The organism is Amycolatopsis sp. WQ 127309, from assembly GCF_023023025.1.
Lineage (GTDB): Bacteria > Actinomycetota > Actinomycetes > Mycobacteriales > Pseudonocardiaceae > Amycolatopsis.
Genome location: NZ_CP095481.1, coordinates 7,460,485 through 7,474,377 on the forward strand (window position 1 = coordinate 7,460,485; position 13,893 = coordinate 7,474,377).

Below are 13,893 nucleotides of genomic sequence, written 5' to 3' on the forward strand. Positions count from 1 at the left end.
CACGGCCTGTTCACGGCTGGGCGACGTCGACGGGCCGGGTGCCGCGCAGGCGGTGGGCGTGTAGCGCGAGTTGCATGTCCAGCCGCTGGGCGGGGTCGTTCAGGCGGTCGCCGAGGTAGGTTCGGTCAGCTGGTTCGCTGCGGTGGGCTCAGACCGGGGCCATGCCGGCGACGCCCGGCCGGCCACGCGCGAGGGCGCAAGTCCAAGCGTCCGAGCCCGTCACCGCGCCCGTTCACGCCTGGGCGACATCGACGGGCCGGGTCCCGCGCAGGCGGTGGGCGTGTAGGGCGAGTTGCATGTCCAGCCGCTGGGCGGGGTCGTTCAGGCGGTCGCCGAACAGTTCCGTCAGCTGGTTCAGCCGGTACCGCACCGTCTGCGGGTGGATCTTCAGCACCTCCGCGATCTCCGGCGTGCTGCCCCGCGACTCCAGCCACGCCATCAGCGTCTCGCCGAGGCGCTCCTGCTGCTTCGCGGTCAGGCCGACCAGCGGGCCGAGGACCTTGCGGCTCAGCTCGGTGAGCAGGAAGTCGTCGTGCATCAGCCAGACCGTGCTCAAGTGGTCCGTGCTGTGCACGACCGGGCTCGGCTCGATCACCCGTTGCCGCATCAATTGCAGCGTCCGGCACGCCCAGCTCAACGACGTCGCCGCGTCGGCCAGCGGCACCCGCGGCCCGACCGCCAGGAGCCAGCCCTTCAACGCGGGCTGCAGCAGCCGCAGGTCGCGCTCCAGGTTGGCCGACACCAGGCACGGCTGGGTGCTCTCCAGGTCGACCAGGACGTCCGCGTGCAGCGGCAGGCCCTGCAGGTCACCGTGCTGGTCGTCGGGGGATTCCAGCGCCACGGCGTTGACGTGCTCCGGGAGCTTCCACTCGGCCGCCTTCGCCGTGGCGGCGATGCTCTGCGGGGACGACGGCGGCGTCGCGAGGATCAGTTCCAGCAGCCGCCGGCGGCGCCGCTCGAGCGTGCCCGCGGCCTTCGTCTGGGCCACCGTGTACCCCTCGACCGAGTACGACGAGATCTCCTCGATCACGGCGAAGATCGCTTCGGCGCAGACGCACAGCAGCGGCGTGGGCATGCCGGTGCGCTGGCCCCACGCCGCGATGTAGCGCCACGCGGCCTGGCCGCCGACGCGGTAGGAGGCCTGCAGCGAGTCCAGGCTGCCGCCGCCCTTGTGGACGCCGCGGCCCACCTCGCGGAACATCGCCCCCCACTTGTCCTGAGTGGACGGCCGGCCGCCGATGCTGTCGATCGAGCCGATGACGGCTTCCTCGATGGCCTTGATGATGACCGAGCCGAAGCCGCCTTCCAGGGGCTTGGCGTACTCGGGCACCTCGCGCTGGATCGCTTCGAGGATCTTCTTGCCCAGGTTGTCCGTGTGCGGCCGGAACCGCCGCGCGACCTCGCCGGGCAGGGACACCCACAGCGTCCGGGCCTGGCTGCCCGTCTCCGGCGCCGGGCGTCCGCGCTCCGCCGGCTCGTTCATGTCGAAGCTCCTTCGCTCCACTGCCCCGTTTGCCATGCACTCACGCGCCGGGCGCGGACGCAAAACGGCCCGGACCGGCTGAGCCGGGGTGATGAATCCGGGGGACGCGGTTGTGTGCGGCTGCTAAAGACGCGACGATCGGGGCATGGGTGCTCAGCGGTTCCGCGCCGTCATCGCCGCAGGCAGCCGGGGTGCCGGCGTCATCGAGGTGCCGTTCGACCCGGACGAGACGTGGGGCGCGAAAGCCGACCACCCGGTGGGTGGCACGATCGGCGACCGCCGCGTCCGCGGGAGGCTGGCTCCCGGCGACACCGGGTGGGCACTGACCGTGACGCCGTTGTGGCTGCGCGACACCGCCGTCGCGATCGGCGACGAGGTGACCGTCGAACTCGCCCCGGAGGGGCCGCAACGCGGTGACCTCGCCGAAGACCTCGCCGCGGCGCTGGCCGCCGACCCGGCGGCGGCCGCGTTCTTCGACACGCTGGCGCAGTTTCTACCGCAAGGCGTACCTGCGCTGGATCGACGGGACCAAGGGCAAACCGGACGTCCGCGCGGCCCGGATCGCCGAGGTGGTCGGCCTGCTCGCCGACGGCGTCAAGGAGCGCCCGCGGCCGTAGAGTTCGCCGCATGCGAAAACTGGCATTGGCCGGAGCCGCGGTGCTGGCCTGGGGCGAGTGGCTGAACCGGCGCTGGTCTCGCACCCTCGTCGGACGCGGTGCGGGCGCGTCCGAAGCCGTGGTCGTGCTGGGCTACCGGAACCCGCGGCCGACGGCGAACGTCGTCAACCGCTGGCGGGTGCGCGCGGGACTCCGGTCCGCGGCCGCTGACGCCCGCGTGATCTTCAGCGGTGGTCCCACCGGAGACGGAGCCGCGGAGGCCCGGTTGATGGCCGACTACGCGAAGGCGGTGCTCGAGTTCGACGGCCCGGTGCTCCTCGAAGACCGGAGCACGACGACCTGGGAGAACATCACGAACGTGCTCCCGCTCCTCGAGGACGTCGACCGCATCAAGATCGTCTCCCAGCCGGCGCACGCGCTCAAGGCCCGCGCGTACCTGCGGCGGCAACGCCCTGATCTCGCCGAGCGGCTCGTGCGGGCGGACGACTACCGCTTCGGCGAGTGGCTGCTCGGCAAACCCCTGCTGGCGTTCTACGGGCTGTGGACGCTCCGCAGGCTCACGGCCGGCGAACGGAAGGTCGCGCCCGGGCCGGAAACCCGGCCCGGGCCCGCTGGGTGATCACCGGCAGAACGCGGTGTCCACAGTGGCCACGACGGCCTTCGCCGCCTGGTCCGCGTCGCCGAAGGTGCCCGGCAACGCCGTCACCGCGAGCCCGACGGACCGGCCGTCGTCCGTGGTGCCGCCCCGGGTTTCGTACCCCTCGATGTCACCGCCGTGGCCCCAGTACGCGCCGCCGCAGCTGAGCGGGACGCGGAACAGGCCGAGGCCGTAGCGCCACCCGGGCAGCAGCGGCGCGTCGACCGTCTTGCGCATCTCGGCCAGCTGCGCGGGCGGGAGCAGCCGGCCGTCGAGCAGCGCGCGGGAGACCTGCGCGAGGTCGCTCGGCGTCGAGATCAGCTGGCCGGCCGCGCCGCCCCAGGACGGGTCCATCTCGGTGGCGTCGACGATCGTGGGATCGGTGAAGGTGCGGGTCGCGTAACCCCGCGGGTGGGGTCCGTGGATGGTCTGGTCCCCGGGCTGCGGCCAGTAGGTGTGGCGCAGCCCCGCCTTCTCGATGACGCGTTCGGTGATCTGCTCCTGCACCGGGCGTTCGGTCACGCGCTCGATGAGCATGCCCGCCAGGAGGTAGTTGGTGTTGCTGTACTCCCACCGCGTGCCGGGCGCGAACTTCGCCGGGTGGGCGAGGGCCGCGGCGAGCAGGTCGTGGGGCTGGAAGAACTTGTGCTGGATCTTCCCGAAGTCCTCCAGTCCGATGTACTCGGTGTAGTTCGGCAGCCCGCTGGTGTGCTGCAGCAGCTGCCGGACGGTGATCTTCGTGCCGTCGATGCCTTCGCCGCGCACCACGCCGGGCAGGTACTTCTCGATGGGCGCGTCCAGGTCGACCTTGCCCTCGGCCACGAGCTGCAGGACCACGGTCGCGGTGAACGTCTTCGTGTTGCTGCCCGCCCGGACCTCGCCGTCACGCGGCACCGGGACCCGGCCGCCGAGCCGGGCAGAGCCGGAGACCAGCGACGTCGTCCGGCCGTCCTTGGTCACGGAGGCGAGCGCGGCGGGGAACTTCTCCTGGCTCACCAGCGAGTCCAGGCTCTGTTGGACCGCGGATTTCGGGGGCGGGCCCGCCGCTGCCGCCGTCGTCAGGGCGGCCCCGAGTGCCCCCGCCACGGTCAGCACCACTACGCCCTTGCGCACCGTCGTCTGCATCAGCTCTCCTTCGCCGAACCGGATTCGATGGCCCAATGCTGGTCGAATCCGGCACGAAGATCAGTAGCGCTGCCTACCGGACGCCGGGTGGTGCAGGCGCTACCTCGACGAGCTGAACCAAGGCCCCGGCGTCGGAAGTGCTGTGCTGGGCCAGTTCGGTGAAGAAGTGCGCGACGTGCCCGGTGGCCAGGTGCACGCGGAACGCTTCGGTGTCGGCGTAGATCTCGTAGAGGTAGAAGACGCCGGGGTTCGCGACGTCCCGGAACGGTCGGAACTCGCGGCAGCCCGGCTCGCCCCGTACCGCGGTGGTGAGCGTCGCGATGGCGGCGGCGAGCTGCTCCTCGTGACCGGGCACCGCCCGGACGACGGCGACCATGGGCCGTTCGCCGGGCGGGAGGTCCGCGGCGACCTCGGGCATGAACTCCCTCACGGGACCAGCACCGGGGTGCCGGGCAGGACCAGCCGGACCTCGATCTCCGGCGCGAGCCGCGCGACCGCGTCGGCGTAGTGGCGCGGATCCTGGTCGCCCTTGGTGATCATCCGGTCGCCCAGCTGTCCACTGTGGAACGCGTAGTGGTGCGGCACGGCCAGCGTCGGCTTCAGCGCGGCCGTCAGCCCGGCGGCCTCTTCGGCGTCCATGACGACCTGCTGGAGGTTCATCGGCCGGATGCACAGGCCGTTGGTCGGCAGGATGGCCAGGTCGACGTGCCCGAAGCGCTCCGGGATCGTGTCGAGCTCGGGGACGCGCAGCGAGTCGCCGCCGAAGAACACCGTGCGGCCGCCCGCCTGGATCACGAAGGTGACCTCGTGGACGCCGTGCTTGCCCGGCGCCGCGGTCACGGTCAGCTCGCCGACCGTGGTGGCTTCCCACGCCTCGACGACGCGGACGTCGCGGAAACCCTTGTCCCGCGCGATGGTCGCGACGGTACCCGGCCCGATCAGCGGGGTGTCGAGGTCGAAGCCGCCGGCGACGAGCGCGTCGAGGTCGCAGTGGTCGTAGTGCTCGTGGGTGACGACGACCGCGTCGAGTCGGCCAAGGTCTTCGACGCGGGAGACGACCGGTTCGCCCTGGTAGTAGGTGGCGGTCTGGGTGAACCACGGGTCCGTGAGGACGCGGAGCCCGCCGATGTCGATCAGCTGGCAGGCGTGCCCGATCCGGGTCACGCTCAACGAGGTGCTCATGCGGTTTCTCCTTGCCGTCAGTTGCCGAGGTCGAGCAGGGCGCCGAGCAGCTCTTCGGGCGTCTCGAACTGGGGGAGGTGGCCGCTGCGGGGGAGCAGGGTGAACTTGGCCATCGGGATCGCGGCGGCGAAGGCGCGGCCGTAGTCCGGGGTGACGATGCCGTCGCTCTCGCCCCAGATGACGTGGACCGGGATGTCGAGGCCGCCGAGCCGCTTGGCCAGCGTCGGGTCGGCCATGGCCGCGCCGGTGTAGCCGAGGAGGGCGACGACGTCCGGGCTCGGGCCGGTGCCCCCGGCCGGCGGCACCGGCGCCCGGCTCGGGTCGTGCCAGGAGAGGGCCCGCAGCTCGTCCGGGGTCAGGCCCCGGACGTCGGTCACCGGGTGGCCGTCGACCTCGATGCCGACGCCGTCGACGATCACCGCGCCGCTGACGCGGGGGCTCTCGAGCAGGGCGATCTCGGCGGCCAGCCAGCCGCCGAAGGAGTTGCCGAGCACGGTGACGTCGGTGAGGTCGAGCTCCTCGAGCATCGCGACGTAGACCTTGGCCAGCTCGGTGACGTTCGTCAGGCCGTCGGGCTTCTGCGTGCCGCTGAAGCCGGGGTGGGTGGGCAGCAGCACCCGGGAGTGGGTGCGCTCGGCGAGCAGGTCGGCGAAGCCGGCCATCGTCGCGACGCCGCCACCGCCGTGCAGCAGCAGGAACGGCCGGGTGCGGTCGCGGTCCTGGAGCGTCACCTCGGCGGTGCCGAACGTGTGGGTCCCGGTGCGGACGGGCCGGAGCGAACCGGCCGGGGAGAGCGTGGTCATGGTGCCTTCTTCGGTCTCGGCGGGGCTTACCTAAGGAACCTTAGATCAGCTTCCTTAGATAAGCAAGCTGTCCCCGATGAGTTAGGGTGAAGGCATGACGTATCCCCCGGCAGAGGTCGCACTGGCCGTGAAGCGCCTGCAGTACCGCCACCACCGCGCGCTGAGCCGGGCACTGGCGCCGCTGGGGCTTTCCCTCGTGCAGTGGGACACCTTGCGCCACCTGCACCGCGAGCCGGAGGCGTCGCTGCACGACCTCGCCGCGCTGACCTTCCAGACCGACCAGTCCTTCGGGTCACTGGCCACCCGGATGGCTGACCGCGGCCTGATCGAGCGCGTCCCGGGACCCGGCCGGGCCGTGCGGCACCGGCTCACCGAAGAGGGCGCGCGGCTGCGCGCCGAAGGCCAGGACCGCGTGGACGGCGTCTTCGGGTCCTCCTTCGCGGACCTGACGCCCGCCCAGCTCGACCAGCTGGGCGGGCTCTTGGACCGCGCCCTCGGCCCCGACCCGACCGCGTGAGCGGCGCCCGAGCAGGAGGACACGTGAAGGTCCTGATCACCAACGACGACGGCGTCGAGTCGCCGGGGCTGCACGCCCTGGCCCGCGGCGCGCGGGACCACGGCTGGGACGTCGTCGTCGCCGCGCCCGCCGAGGAGGCGAGCGGCACCGGCGCGGGGCTGACCGCCGCCGCGGGGGACACCCGGCGGGTCGCGGTCGAGCGGCGGGAGGTGCCGGGCCTGGCCGGTGTTCCGGTGTACGCGGTCGCCGCGCACCCCGGGCTCATCGCCCTGCTGGCGGCGCAGGGCGCGTTCGGCGAGCCGCCGGAGGTCGTGCTGTCCGGGATCAACCTCGGCGCGAACACCGGCCGCGCGGTCCTGCACTCGGGCACGGTGGGCGCGGCGCTGACGGCGTCATTGCACGGCGCCCGCGCGCTGGCCGTGTCGCTCGACGTCGCCCCGGACGACGAAACCGACCCGCACTGGGACACCGCCGTCACGGTCGCGGCGGGCTTGTTCGACCGGCTCGCGGCCCTGCCGCCGGGATCGGTGCTGAACCTCAACGTGCCGGACCGCGCGGAGTCCGGCCCGCCGCGGCGAGCCGGGCTGGCCGAGTCCGGCACCGTGCAAGTCCACGTCGAGGACACCGGCGACGGCACGATCGCGCTGTCGGCCGAACTGGTCGGGGACGATCTGAAACCGGGCAGCGATGCCGCGCTGCTGGCCGAAGGCCACGCGACGGTCACCGCGCTGCGCTCGGTCGCGGAGGATCCCGACCTCGTCTGGTGACGCTCTCAGGCGGCGGCCGCCGAGCGGCGGGCCGCCACCGACCAGATCAAGCCCTTCCGCAGCCCCGGCAGCACCGTGTCGACGTGGTCGGCGATCGCCCGGAACGCCTTCCGGTGCGCGCGCCGCTCCTTGGGCGTGAAGACGGTGTGGACGTCGCCGTTGGCGGCGAACAACGCCAGGCTCGTGTCCTCGATGGCCACCCCGGCCGGGTCGTGCCCGCCCAGCACCGCGTTCCGCACGCGCTCGCGCAGCGTCCGGGCCCGGTCGGGATCGGTCACCGTGACGCGGCGGACCGGGAACAGGCCCAGCGCCCGGCGGCGCTCGACCGCCAGGGCGCCGGCCGCTTCGAGCTGGTCGCGGACGGCGGCTTCGGCCTGGTGCCAGTCGCGGTCCAGGACGCTCGCCCAGCGCCGCGGCCGGTCCGGCGGGACGCCGTCGAGGACCTGGGCGAGAAACGGGTCGTCCGGGGTGCGCGCGGCCTGCGGCGTGCGGCCGGCCTTGCCGTCGAGGTCCTGGAGGAGCCCGCCGAGGGTCAGCTCGGCCACCGCGGCCGCCCGCAGCAGCGGCCCGCGGGCCAGCACGCTGGCCGGGTCGAGCCGGTTCTTGTCTCCGTCCCAGCACAACAGGTACATCCGCTGGGGCAGGGGCTGTTTCATGACGCTCCTCGCGGGTCGGCGCGGACACCTCGGCCGAACAGGAATACCCCGGCGGCCACGTTTCCGACCGCGTCGAGGCCATTCGTCACCGGAATGCGCGGCCCCGGGGTCGGCGTGTCGGGGCCGGTGTGGTCCGACCGGGTGTACCGCCGTGTCAGACTTCGCGGCGATGTACACCCCAGCCGATCTCGCCGACCTGCTCGAATGCGAACACCGCAGCGTCCTGAACCAGGCGGTGGCCGCGGGCCTGCCGGGCGCGCCACGGCCCGGCCCGACGCCCGACGAACAGGGCCGCAGCGCGGCGGAGACCATGCTCGCCGGGTTCCGCGCCGAAGGCCGCGCGGTGGCCGAGATCGACGTCCGCGACCTGGCCGCCGCCGCGAAGGCGACCGAAGCGGCGTTGCGGGACGGCGTCCCGGTGATCCACCGGGCCGTCCTGCACGACGGTGACTTCTCGGGCCGTGCGGACTTCCTGGTCCAGGACGGCGAAGGCCGGTACGAGGTCTACGACGCGAAGCCGGCCCGCCAGGCGAAGCCCGCCGCGGTGGTGCAGCTGACGGCGTTCGCCGACGCGCTGACCCGGGCCGGCCGGCCGGCCGGGCCCCACCTGCACCTGCGCCAAGCCGACGGCGGCACCCGCACCCTGCGCGTCGACGACTTCCGGCCCCTGGTCGACCGCCTGCGGACCCGGCTGCGCGGCCGGGTGCCGAGCCTGCCCGCGCAGCTGTGGGCCGACGACCGCCCGGCCTGCGCGAGCTGCGGGTTCGCCCAGCACTGCACGTCGGCCCGGGAGGCCGACCGCGATCTTTCGCTCGTCGCCGGGATGCGCGGCGACCAGCGCCGCAAGCTCGTCGCCGCCGGGCTCGGCTCGATCGACGCGCTGGCCGCGGCCGGGCCGGCCGACCGGCCGCGCGACCTGTCCGTCACGGCGTTCGCGGCCCTGCGCGCCCAGGCCGCGCTGCAGGTCCGGCAGGACAGGACCGGCGACGTCTCCTACGAGATCGTCGAGCCCGGGGTGCTGGCCGAGCTGCCGGCCCCCGCGCCGGGCGACGTCTTCCTCGACCTCGCGGGCGATCCGCACGCGTTGTCGGGCGAGGGCCTGGAGTACCTCTTCGGCGCGGTCACCACGGAAGACGGCCAGGCGTTCACGCCGTTCTGGGCGCACAGCCGCGCCCAGGAGAAGCGGGCGTTCGAGGAGTTCGTCGACTTCGCCGAGGCGCGCGTCGCCGAGCACCCCGGCTCGCACGTCTACCACTACGCGCCCTACGAGGTCACCGCGATCAAGCGGCTCGCGGCGGTGCACGGCACCCGCGAGGAGGCCGTCGACCAGCTGCTGCGCGGCGGCGCGGTCGTGGACCTGTACGCCGTGGTGCGCAAGGCGTTGCGCGTGTCCCAGCGGTCCTACTCGATCCGCTACCTCGAAGCGCTCTACATGCCCGGCGCGCGCGAGGGCAGCGGGAAGACCGCCGTGTCGGACGTCGAGGCCTACGAGGAGTACCTGGCGCTGTCCGGGGAACCGGAGCGCGCCGGGGAGATCCTGCGCGGCATCGCCGACACCACCGAGTACGACTGCGTCTCGACGCTGCGGCTGTTCGAGTTCCTCCACCAGATCCGGGCCGACGCCGGGATCGACCTCCCGGAGCCGGTCGAGGAGTCCGCCGAGGACGCGCTGATCCGGCAGACCGAAGAGGACGTCGCCGCCGAGCGGCGCGCCGAACGGGCCGCGCAGCTGGCCGCGCTGGTCGACCCGCTGCTCGACGGCCTGCCCGACGACCCGGGCGCCTTCACCCCCGACGAACGCGCCCGCGCGCTGCTGGCGGCGTCGGTCGGCTACCACCGCCGCGAGACCAACCCGGCGTGGTGGGAGTACTTCCGGCAGCTGGCCGCGCCGCTCGGCGACCTCGAGGTCGACACCGCCTGCGCGGTGCCGGTGGCGCTGGACGCGGGGGAGTGGGTCCCGCCGGCCGGGCGCGTCCGCAACGCGAAGCGGACGCTGCTGCTGACGTGCGACCCGGACCGGCCGCACCCGTTCGCGCCGGGCGACGACGTCCGGCTGCGCTACGGCGCCACCGCCCGCGACGCCAAGGTCGTCGCCGCGACGGCCGTGGAGCTGACGCTCGAAGAGAGCTGCCCGCCCGACGCCACCACCGGCGACCGGCCGACCGCCGTGCTGCCCGGCAGCCCGGTGCGCCCGTCGCCGAAGGACGAGGCCGTCGCCGATCTCGCCCGCCTTGTGGTCGACGCGCTTCCGGTGCTGCCGCGCCACCCCGGCGTCGACCTGCTCCGCCGGACGTCGCCGCGGCTGCTCGGCGGCGCCGCGCTGCCGGAGCCGGGCGACGACCTGGTCCGCACGGTGATCGAGGCCGTCGACGAGCTGGACGGCTCTGCGCTCGCCGTGCAGGGGCCGCCGGGCGCGGGCAAGACGTACCTCGCCGGGCGGCTGATCGCCCACCTCGTGCGCGCCGGACGGACCGTCGCGGTCACGTCCAACAGCCACAAGGCCGTGGAAAACGTGCTGAGCGCGGCGATGAAGAGCGCGCCCGAGCTGCCGTGCGCCAAGCGCGCGAAGCGGACGCCGGACCCGGCCGCGCCGTGGGACCAGCCGAAGAGCAACCCGGCGCTGGTGAATTGGCGCCTGGAGCACGACAACGGGCACCTGGTCGGCGGGACGGCGTGGACGTTCGCCAACGCCGCGATCCGCGAGGAACCGTTCGACCTGCTGATCATCGACGAGGCCGGCCAGTTCGCCCTCGCCGACGCGCTCGCCGTGTCGATGTGCGCCAGGAACGTCCTGCTGCTGGGCGATCCGCAGCAGCTGCCGCAGGTCGTGCAGGGCACGCACCCGGCGGGCGCGGAGGCGTCGGCGCTGGGGCACCTGATCGGCGAGGCCGACATCATGCCGCCGGCGCTGGGCTACTTCCTCGACGAGACGCGGCGGATGCACCCGGCCGTGTGCGAGCCGGTGTCGAACCTGTCCTACGCCGGGCGCCTCCACGCCCACCCGTCGGCCGCCGAGCGCGCCATCGAGGGCGTCGACGCGGGCCTGTACCTGGCCGAGGTCGACCACCACGGCAACACGACCCGCTCGGTGGAGGAAGCCGCGGCCGTCACGGCGATCGTCGCCGGCCTGCACGGTCGTTTGTGGACGGACCACGGGACGCCCCGGCCGCTCGGCGACGCCGACATCGTCGTCGTCGCGCCGTACAACCTGCAGGCGCGCACGGTGACGCGGGCGTTGGAGGAAGCCGGGTTCCCCGGCGTCCGGGTCGGCACGGTCGACCGGTTCCAGGGCCAGGAAGCGCCGGTGGTGATCACCACGATGACGTCGTCGTCGGCGGTCGACCTGCCGCGCGGGCTGGACTTCCTGCTCTCGCGCAACCGCCTCAACGTCGCCCTGTCGCGGGCCCAGGCGCTGGCGATCCTCGTGTGCTCACCGAGGCTCGTCGAGGCCGACATCCGGACGGTGGACCAGATGCGGCTGGTCGCGGGCATGATCGGCCTGATGACCGGCGCCGATCCCTGGCCGGTCACACCGTCAAGTCCGTGAATGCCACATCGAGGGACACTTAGTCCCTCGATGTGGCATTCACGGACTTCGGTGGTCTGATCACCGGGTGGCGTCGCGGAGGCCGGCTTCGGCGAAGGCGACCACCTCGTCGACCAGGCCGGACAGCTCGCTCGCCGCCGACGTGGCCTTCGCCTGGCCTTCCCGGGTCACGTAGATCTCGCGCAGGCCCGTGACGACCGTGGCGGCGGCGAGGCGGGGGAGCAGCGCGTCCGGCGGCCGGCCGATGTCCTCGCCGATTCCCGTGGCCACCAGGAGTTCCAGGTCGCGGTAGCCGGCGCGGGCGCGGCCGCGCAGGTCGTCGTCCTCCATCAGCAGCCGGGCGCGCAAAGCTCGGCGACGCCACACCTGCGCGGGGTCGGCCTCCTGCTCGAGGTCGCTCGCGTCGAGGGCGCGCATGGTCGCGTGTATCCAGTCGCGCAGCGCCTCCAGCGTGCCGGCCGGCCGCTCGCGCAGGTGCCGGCCGAGGGACTCGGGGTCGAACGGGTCGTCGGCGAACAGCAGGTCGTCCTTGGCGGGGAAGTGCAGCGTGACCGTGCGGGTCGCGACGTCGGCGCTCGCGGCGATCTGCGCGATCGTCGTGTCCCGGTAGCCCTGGCTCGCGAAGAGCTCCAAGGCCGCTTCCTGGATGCGGGCGCGGGTCAGGGCCTTCTTGCGCTCACGGCGGCTGTCTCCGGCGATCATGACCGAACACTACCACTCGGCCTATTAATGCAGTCCGTGCTACTGTTATGTCATGACGCAGCGAACTGAGACGAAGAGCTGGTTGATCACGGGAACGTCGAAGGGCTTCGGCCGCGAATGGGCCGAAGCGGCGCTCGAGCGGGGTGATCGGGTCGCGGCCACCGCGCGCGACGTCGAGAGCCTGCGCCCGCTCGTCGAGCGCTTCGGCGACGCCGTGCTGCCGCTGCGGCTGGACATCACGGACCGCGCGGCGGCGGTCGCGGCCGTCGAAGCGACGGTGGCGAAGTTCGGGACCCTGGACGTCCTGGTGAACAACGCCGGTTACGGGCACTTCGGCATGGTCGAGGAACTCACCGAAGCGGAGATCCGCGCGGAACTCGACACGAACTTCTTCGGCACGCTCTGGCTGACCCAGGCGGCGCTGCCGGTCATGCGCCGGCAGGGCCGCGGCCGGATCATCCAGGTCACCAGCGAGGGCGGCGTCCGCGCGTTCCCCGGCATCGGGGCCTACCACGCGTCGAAGTGGGCGGTGGAAGGGCTTTCGGAGTCCCTGCGGCAGGAGGTGGCGGCGTTCGGGATCGACGTCATCTGCCTGGAGCCCGGCCCGTACCGGACGGACTTCGGCGGCGCCAGCGTCCGGACCAGCGCCCCGGACCCGGACTACGACGCCGTCCGCGAGGCGGGCCGGATCGAGTGGGACCTGGGCGATCCCCGGGCGACCCGCGGGCCGCTGCTGCAACTGGCGGACACCGAGAAGCCGCCGAAGCGGGTCTTCTTCGGCAAGTCCCTCGCCGCGGTCGAAGAGGAGTACCGCGAGCGCCTGGAAACCTGGCGCGAGTGGGAACCCCTCGCCCAGGCGGCATTCGGCTGAACCCCCGGGTTCGTGGTTCGCTGGGGGGATGACGAAGGCGGAGCGGTGGCGGCGGTACTGGGACCGCAAGTCCGCGACCTACGACGCGGAGATGGACGTCTGGGACCGCCGCCTCTTCGGCGACTCGCGGGCGTGGGTGTGCGGGCAGGCGTCGGGTGACGTGCTCGAGGTCGCCGTCGGGACCGGGTTGAACCTGCCGAACTACCCCGCCGGCGTCCGGCTGACCGGCCTCGACCTCAGCGCCGCAATGCTGGACCTCGCCCGCGACCGCGCGGAGAAGCTCGGCCGCGCGATCACGCTCCAGCAGGGCAGTGCGCACGAGCTGCCGTTCGCCGACGCGTCCTTCGACACCGTCGTCTGCACCTTCGGCCTCTGCGCGATCCCGGACCACGCGGCCGCGGTGGGGGAGATGGCCCGGGTGCTGCGGCCCGCCGGCCGGCTGATCCTGGTGGACCACGTGGCGAGTTCGGTGTGGCCGGTGCGGGGGATGCAGTGGCTGGTCGAGCTGGCCAGCGTGCCCCTGGCCGGCGAGCACTTCCGGCGCCGGCCGCTGAAGGACGTCGAGGCGCTGGGGCTGGTCGTCGAACGGCGGGAGCGGTTCAAGGCGGGACTCGTCGAGCGGCTGGTCGCCCGTCATGGATGAGCGCGTCGCGACGGAGCTGATCGCGCGGGCCCGTGCCGAGACCGAGCGGCTGGCCGCCTCGCTGGCCCGGCAGCGCGACGGCATCGTCGAGGCGTCGGAGTTCACCAGCAACGACGACGAGCACGACCCGGAAGGCGCCACGATCGCGTTCGAACGGGCACAGGTCCAGGCGATGCTGCGGCAGGCCCATGACGACCTCGCGGACCTCGGCCGCGCCGCCGAGCGGGTGCGCGCCGGCACGTACGAGACCTGCGAACGCTGCGGCGGCCCGATCGCCGAAGAGCGCCTCGCCGCCCTCCCGGCGACGCGGATCTGCATCGCCTGCGCGAACAAGAAGCGCTGA

At 73.3% G+C, this 13,893-nt stretch carries 15 protein-coding genes and 1 pseudogene; 9 read left to right on the plus strand and 7 right to left on the minus strand.

Annotated elements, in window-relative coordinates; translation table 11 throughout:
• Window positions 1-232: 232 nt before the first annotated feature.
• Window positions 233-1,483 carry a helix-turn-helix domain-containing protein gene (locus MUY22_RS33560; RefSeq protein WP_247051180.1) on the minus strand — a complete coding sequence of 417 codons (1,251 nt, stop codon included), beginning with the start codon at window positions 1,481-1,483 and terminating at the stop codon, window positions 233-235.
• A 145-nt stretch (window positions 1,484-1,628) separates the two neighbouring features.
• On the opposite strand from MUY22_RS33560, the pseudogene MUY22_RS33565 reads away from it, so the two are divergent.
• The 3 genes and pseudogenes from MUY22_RS33565 to MUY22_RS33575 form a co-directional block, all read left to right on the plus strand.
• Window positions 1,629-1,814: pseudogene (locus MUY22_RS33565) on the plus strand (DUF1905 domain-containing protein); the annotation flags it as partial.
• 82 nt (window positions 1,815-1,896) lie between these two features.
• On the plus strand, window positions 1,897-2,100 hold the full coding sequence (locus MUY22_RS33570; protein WP_247064518.1) for a YdeI/OmpD-associated family protein: 204 nt from the start codon (window positions 1,897-1,899) through the stop codon (window positions 2,098-2,100).
• Between the two features lie 10 nt (window positions 2,101-2,110).
• Complete coding sequence (locus MUY22_RS33575; RefSeq protein WP_247051181.1) at window positions 2,111-2,719, plus strand: YdcF family protein; 609 nt, start codon at window positions 2,111-2,113, stop codon at window positions 2,717-2,719.
• Here the strand turns inward: MUY22_RS33575 and MUY22_RS33580 are convergent, their stop codons facing one another.
• The 4 genes from MUY22_RS33580 to MUY22_RS33595 all read right to left on the minus strand — a co-directional run bounded on the left by MUY22_RS33580 (window position 2,720) and on the right by MUY22_RS33595 (window position 5,847).
• Window positions 2,720-3,862, minus strand: a complete 1,143-nt coding sequence (locus MUY22_RS33580; RefSeq protein ID WP_247051182.1) for a serine hydrolase — start codon at window positions 3,860-3,862, stop codon at window positions 2,720-2,722. It abuts the gene before it with no gap.
• Window positions 3,863-3,935: 73 nt separating this feature from the next.
• Window positions 3,936-4,280 carry a putative quinol monooxygenase gene (locus MUY22_RS33585; RefSeq protein WP_247051183.1) on the minus strand — a complete coding sequence of 115 codons (345 nt, stop codon included), beginning with the start codon at window positions 4,278-4,280 and terminating at the stop codon, window positions 3,936-3,938.
• 8 nt (window positions 4,281-4,288) lie between these two features.
• On the minus strand, window positions 4,289-5,044 hold the full coding sequence (locus MUY22_RS33590; RefSeq protein WP_247051184.1) for an MBL fold metallo-hydrolase: 756 nt from the start codon (window positions 5,042-5,044) through the stop codon (window positions 4,289-4,291).
• Window positions 5,045-5,061: 17 nt separating this feature from the next.
• Window positions 5,062-5,847: an alpha/beta fold hydrolase gene (locus MUY22_RS33595; RefSeq protein ID WP_247051185.1), complete on the minus strand. Its 786-nt coding sequence runs from the start codon at window positions 5,845-5,847 to the stop codon at window positions 5,062-5,064.
• 94 nt (window positions 5,848-5,941) lie between these two features.
• Between MUY22_RS33595 and MUY22_RS33600 the strand changes: the two genes are divergently transcribed.
• Together MUY22_RS33600 and surE are read left to right on the plus strand one after the other, a co-directional pair.
• A complete protein-coding gene (locus tag MUY22_RS33600) occupies window positions 5,942-6,364 on the plus strand; it encodes a MarR family winged helix-turn-helix transcriptional regulator (protein ID WP_247051186.1) in 423 nt (140 codons plus the stop codon).
• Window positions 6,365-6,387: 23 nt separating this feature from the next.
• Window positions 6,388-7,131: a 5'/3'-nucleotidase SurE gene (gene surE / locus MUY22_RS33605; RefSeq protein ID WP_247051187.1), complete on the plus strand. Its 744-nt coding sequence runs from the start codon at window positions 6,388-6,390 to the stop codon at window positions 7,129-7,131.
• Between the two features lie 5 nt (window positions 7,132-7,136).
• Here the strand turns inward: surE and MUY22_RS33610 are convergent, their stop codons facing one another.
• Window positions 7,137-7,787, minus strand: coding sequence for a GPP34 family phosphoprotein (locus MUY22_RS33610; protein ID WP_247051188.1), 651 nt, complete (start codon window positions 7,785-7,787; stop codon window positions 7,137-7,139).
• 169 nt (window positions 7,788-7,956) lie between these two features.
• Between MUY22_RS33610 and MUY22_RS33615 the strand changes: the two genes are divergently transcribed.
• Window positions 7,957-11,334 carry a TM0106 family RecB-like putative nuclease gene (locus tag MUY22_RS33615; protein ID WP_247051189.1) on the plus strand — a complete coding sequence of 1,126 codons (3,378 nt, stop codon included), beginning with the start codon at window positions 7,957-7,959 and terminating at the stop codon, window positions 11,332-11,334.
• A gap of 60 nt (window positions 11,335-11,394) precedes the next feature.
• Here the strand turns inward: MUY22_RS33615 and MUY22_RS33620 are convergent, their stop codons facing one another.
• On the minus strand, window positions 11,395-12,036 hold the full coding sequence (locus MUY22_RS33620) for a TetR/AcrR family transcriptional regulator (RefSeq protein WP_247051190.1): 642 nt from the start codon (window positions 12,034-12,036) through the stop codon (window positions 11,395-11,397).
• Window positions 12,037-12,088: 52 nt separating this feature from the next.
• Here MUY22_RS33620 and MUY22_RS33625 point away from each other — a divergent pair, with 52 nt between their 5' ends.
• Genes MUY22_RS33625 through MUY22_RS33635 form a run of 3 tightly spaced genes read left to right on the plus strand, consistent with a single transcriptional unit; the run spans window position 12,089 to window position 13,893 of the window.
• Window positions 12,089-12,907 carry an SDR family NAD(P)-dependent oxidoreductase gene (locus MUY22_RS33625; RefSeq protein ID WP_247051191.1) on the plus strand — a complete coding sequence of 273 codons (819 nt, stop codon included), beginning with the start codon at window positions 12,089-12,091 and terminating at the stop codon, window positions 12,905-12,907.
• 28 nt (window positions 12,908-12,935) lie between these two features.
• Window positions 12,936-13,550: a class I SAM-dependent methyltransferase gene (locus MUY22_RS33630; RefSeq protein ID WP_247051192.1), complete on the plus strand. Its 615-nt coding sequence runs from the start codon at window positions 12,936-12,938 to the stop codon at window positions 13,548-13,550.
• Entirely contained in the window at window positions 13,543-13,893 is a 351-nt protein-coding gene (locus tag MUY22_RS33635) for a TraR/DksA C4-type zinc finger protein (protein ID WP_247051193.1), read from the plus strand. The genes MUY22_RS33630 and MUY22_RS33635 overlap by 8 nt, the downstream gene beginning before the upstream one ends.

Excerpts from the sequence above, each read along its gene's own strand:
- MUY22_RS33560 (WP_247051180.1), bottom strand. The coding sequence starts at position 1,483 with ATGAACGAGCCGGCGGAGCGCGGACGCCCGGCGCCGGAGACGGGCAGC.
- MUY22_RS33575 (WP_247051181.1), top strand. The coding sequence starts at position 2,111 with ATGCGAAAACTGGCATTGGCCGGAGCCGCGGTGCTGGCCTGGGGCGAG.
- MUY22_RS33580 (WP_247051182.1), bottom strand. The coding sequence starts at position 3,862 with ATGCAGACGACGGTGCGCAAGGGCGTAGTGGTGCTGACCGTGGCGGGG.
- MUY22_RS33585 (WP_247051183.1), bottom strand. The coding sequence starts at position 4,280 with ATGCCCGAGGTCGCCGCGGACCTCCCGCCCGGCGAACGGCCCATGGTC.
- MUY22_RS33590 (WP_247051184.1), bottom strand. The coding sequence starts at position 5,044 with ATGAGCACCTCGTTGAGCGTGACCCGGATCGGGCACGCCTGCCAGCTG.
- MUY22_RS33595 (WP_247051185.1), bottom strand. The coding sequence starts at position 5,847 with ATGACCACGCTCTCCCCGGCCGGTTCGCTCCGGCCCGTCCGCACCGGG.
- MUY22_RS33600 (WP_247051186.1), top strand. The coding sequence starts at position 5,942 with ATGACGTATCCCCCGGCAGAGGTCGCACTGGCCGTGAAGCGCCTGCAG.
- MUY22_RS33610 (WP_247051188.1), bottom strand. The coding sequence starts at position 7,787 with ATGAAACAGCCCCTGCCCCAGCGGATGTACCTGTTGTGCTGGGACGGA.
- MUY22_RS33615 (WP_247051189.1), top strand. The coding sequence starts at position 7,957 with ATGTACACCCCAGCCGATCTCGCCGACCTGCTCGAATGCGAACACCGC.
- MUY22_RS33620 (WP_247051190.1), bottom strand. The coding sequence starts at position 12,036 with ATGATCGCCGGAGACAGCCGCCGTGAGCGCAAGAAGGCCCTGACCCGC.
- MUY22_RS33625 (WP_247051191.1), top strand. The coding sequence starts at position 12,089 with ATGACGCAGCGAACTGAGACGAAGAGCTGGTTGATCACGGGAACGTCG.
- MUY22_RS33630 (WP_247051192.1), top strand. The coding sequence starts at position 12,936 with ATGACGAAGGCGGAGCGGTGGCGGCGGTACTGGGACCGCAAGTCCGCG.
- MUY22_RS33635 (WP_247051193.1), top strand. The coding sequence starts at position 13,543 with ATGGATGAGCGCGTCGCGACGGAGCTGATCGCGCGGGCCCGTGCCGAG.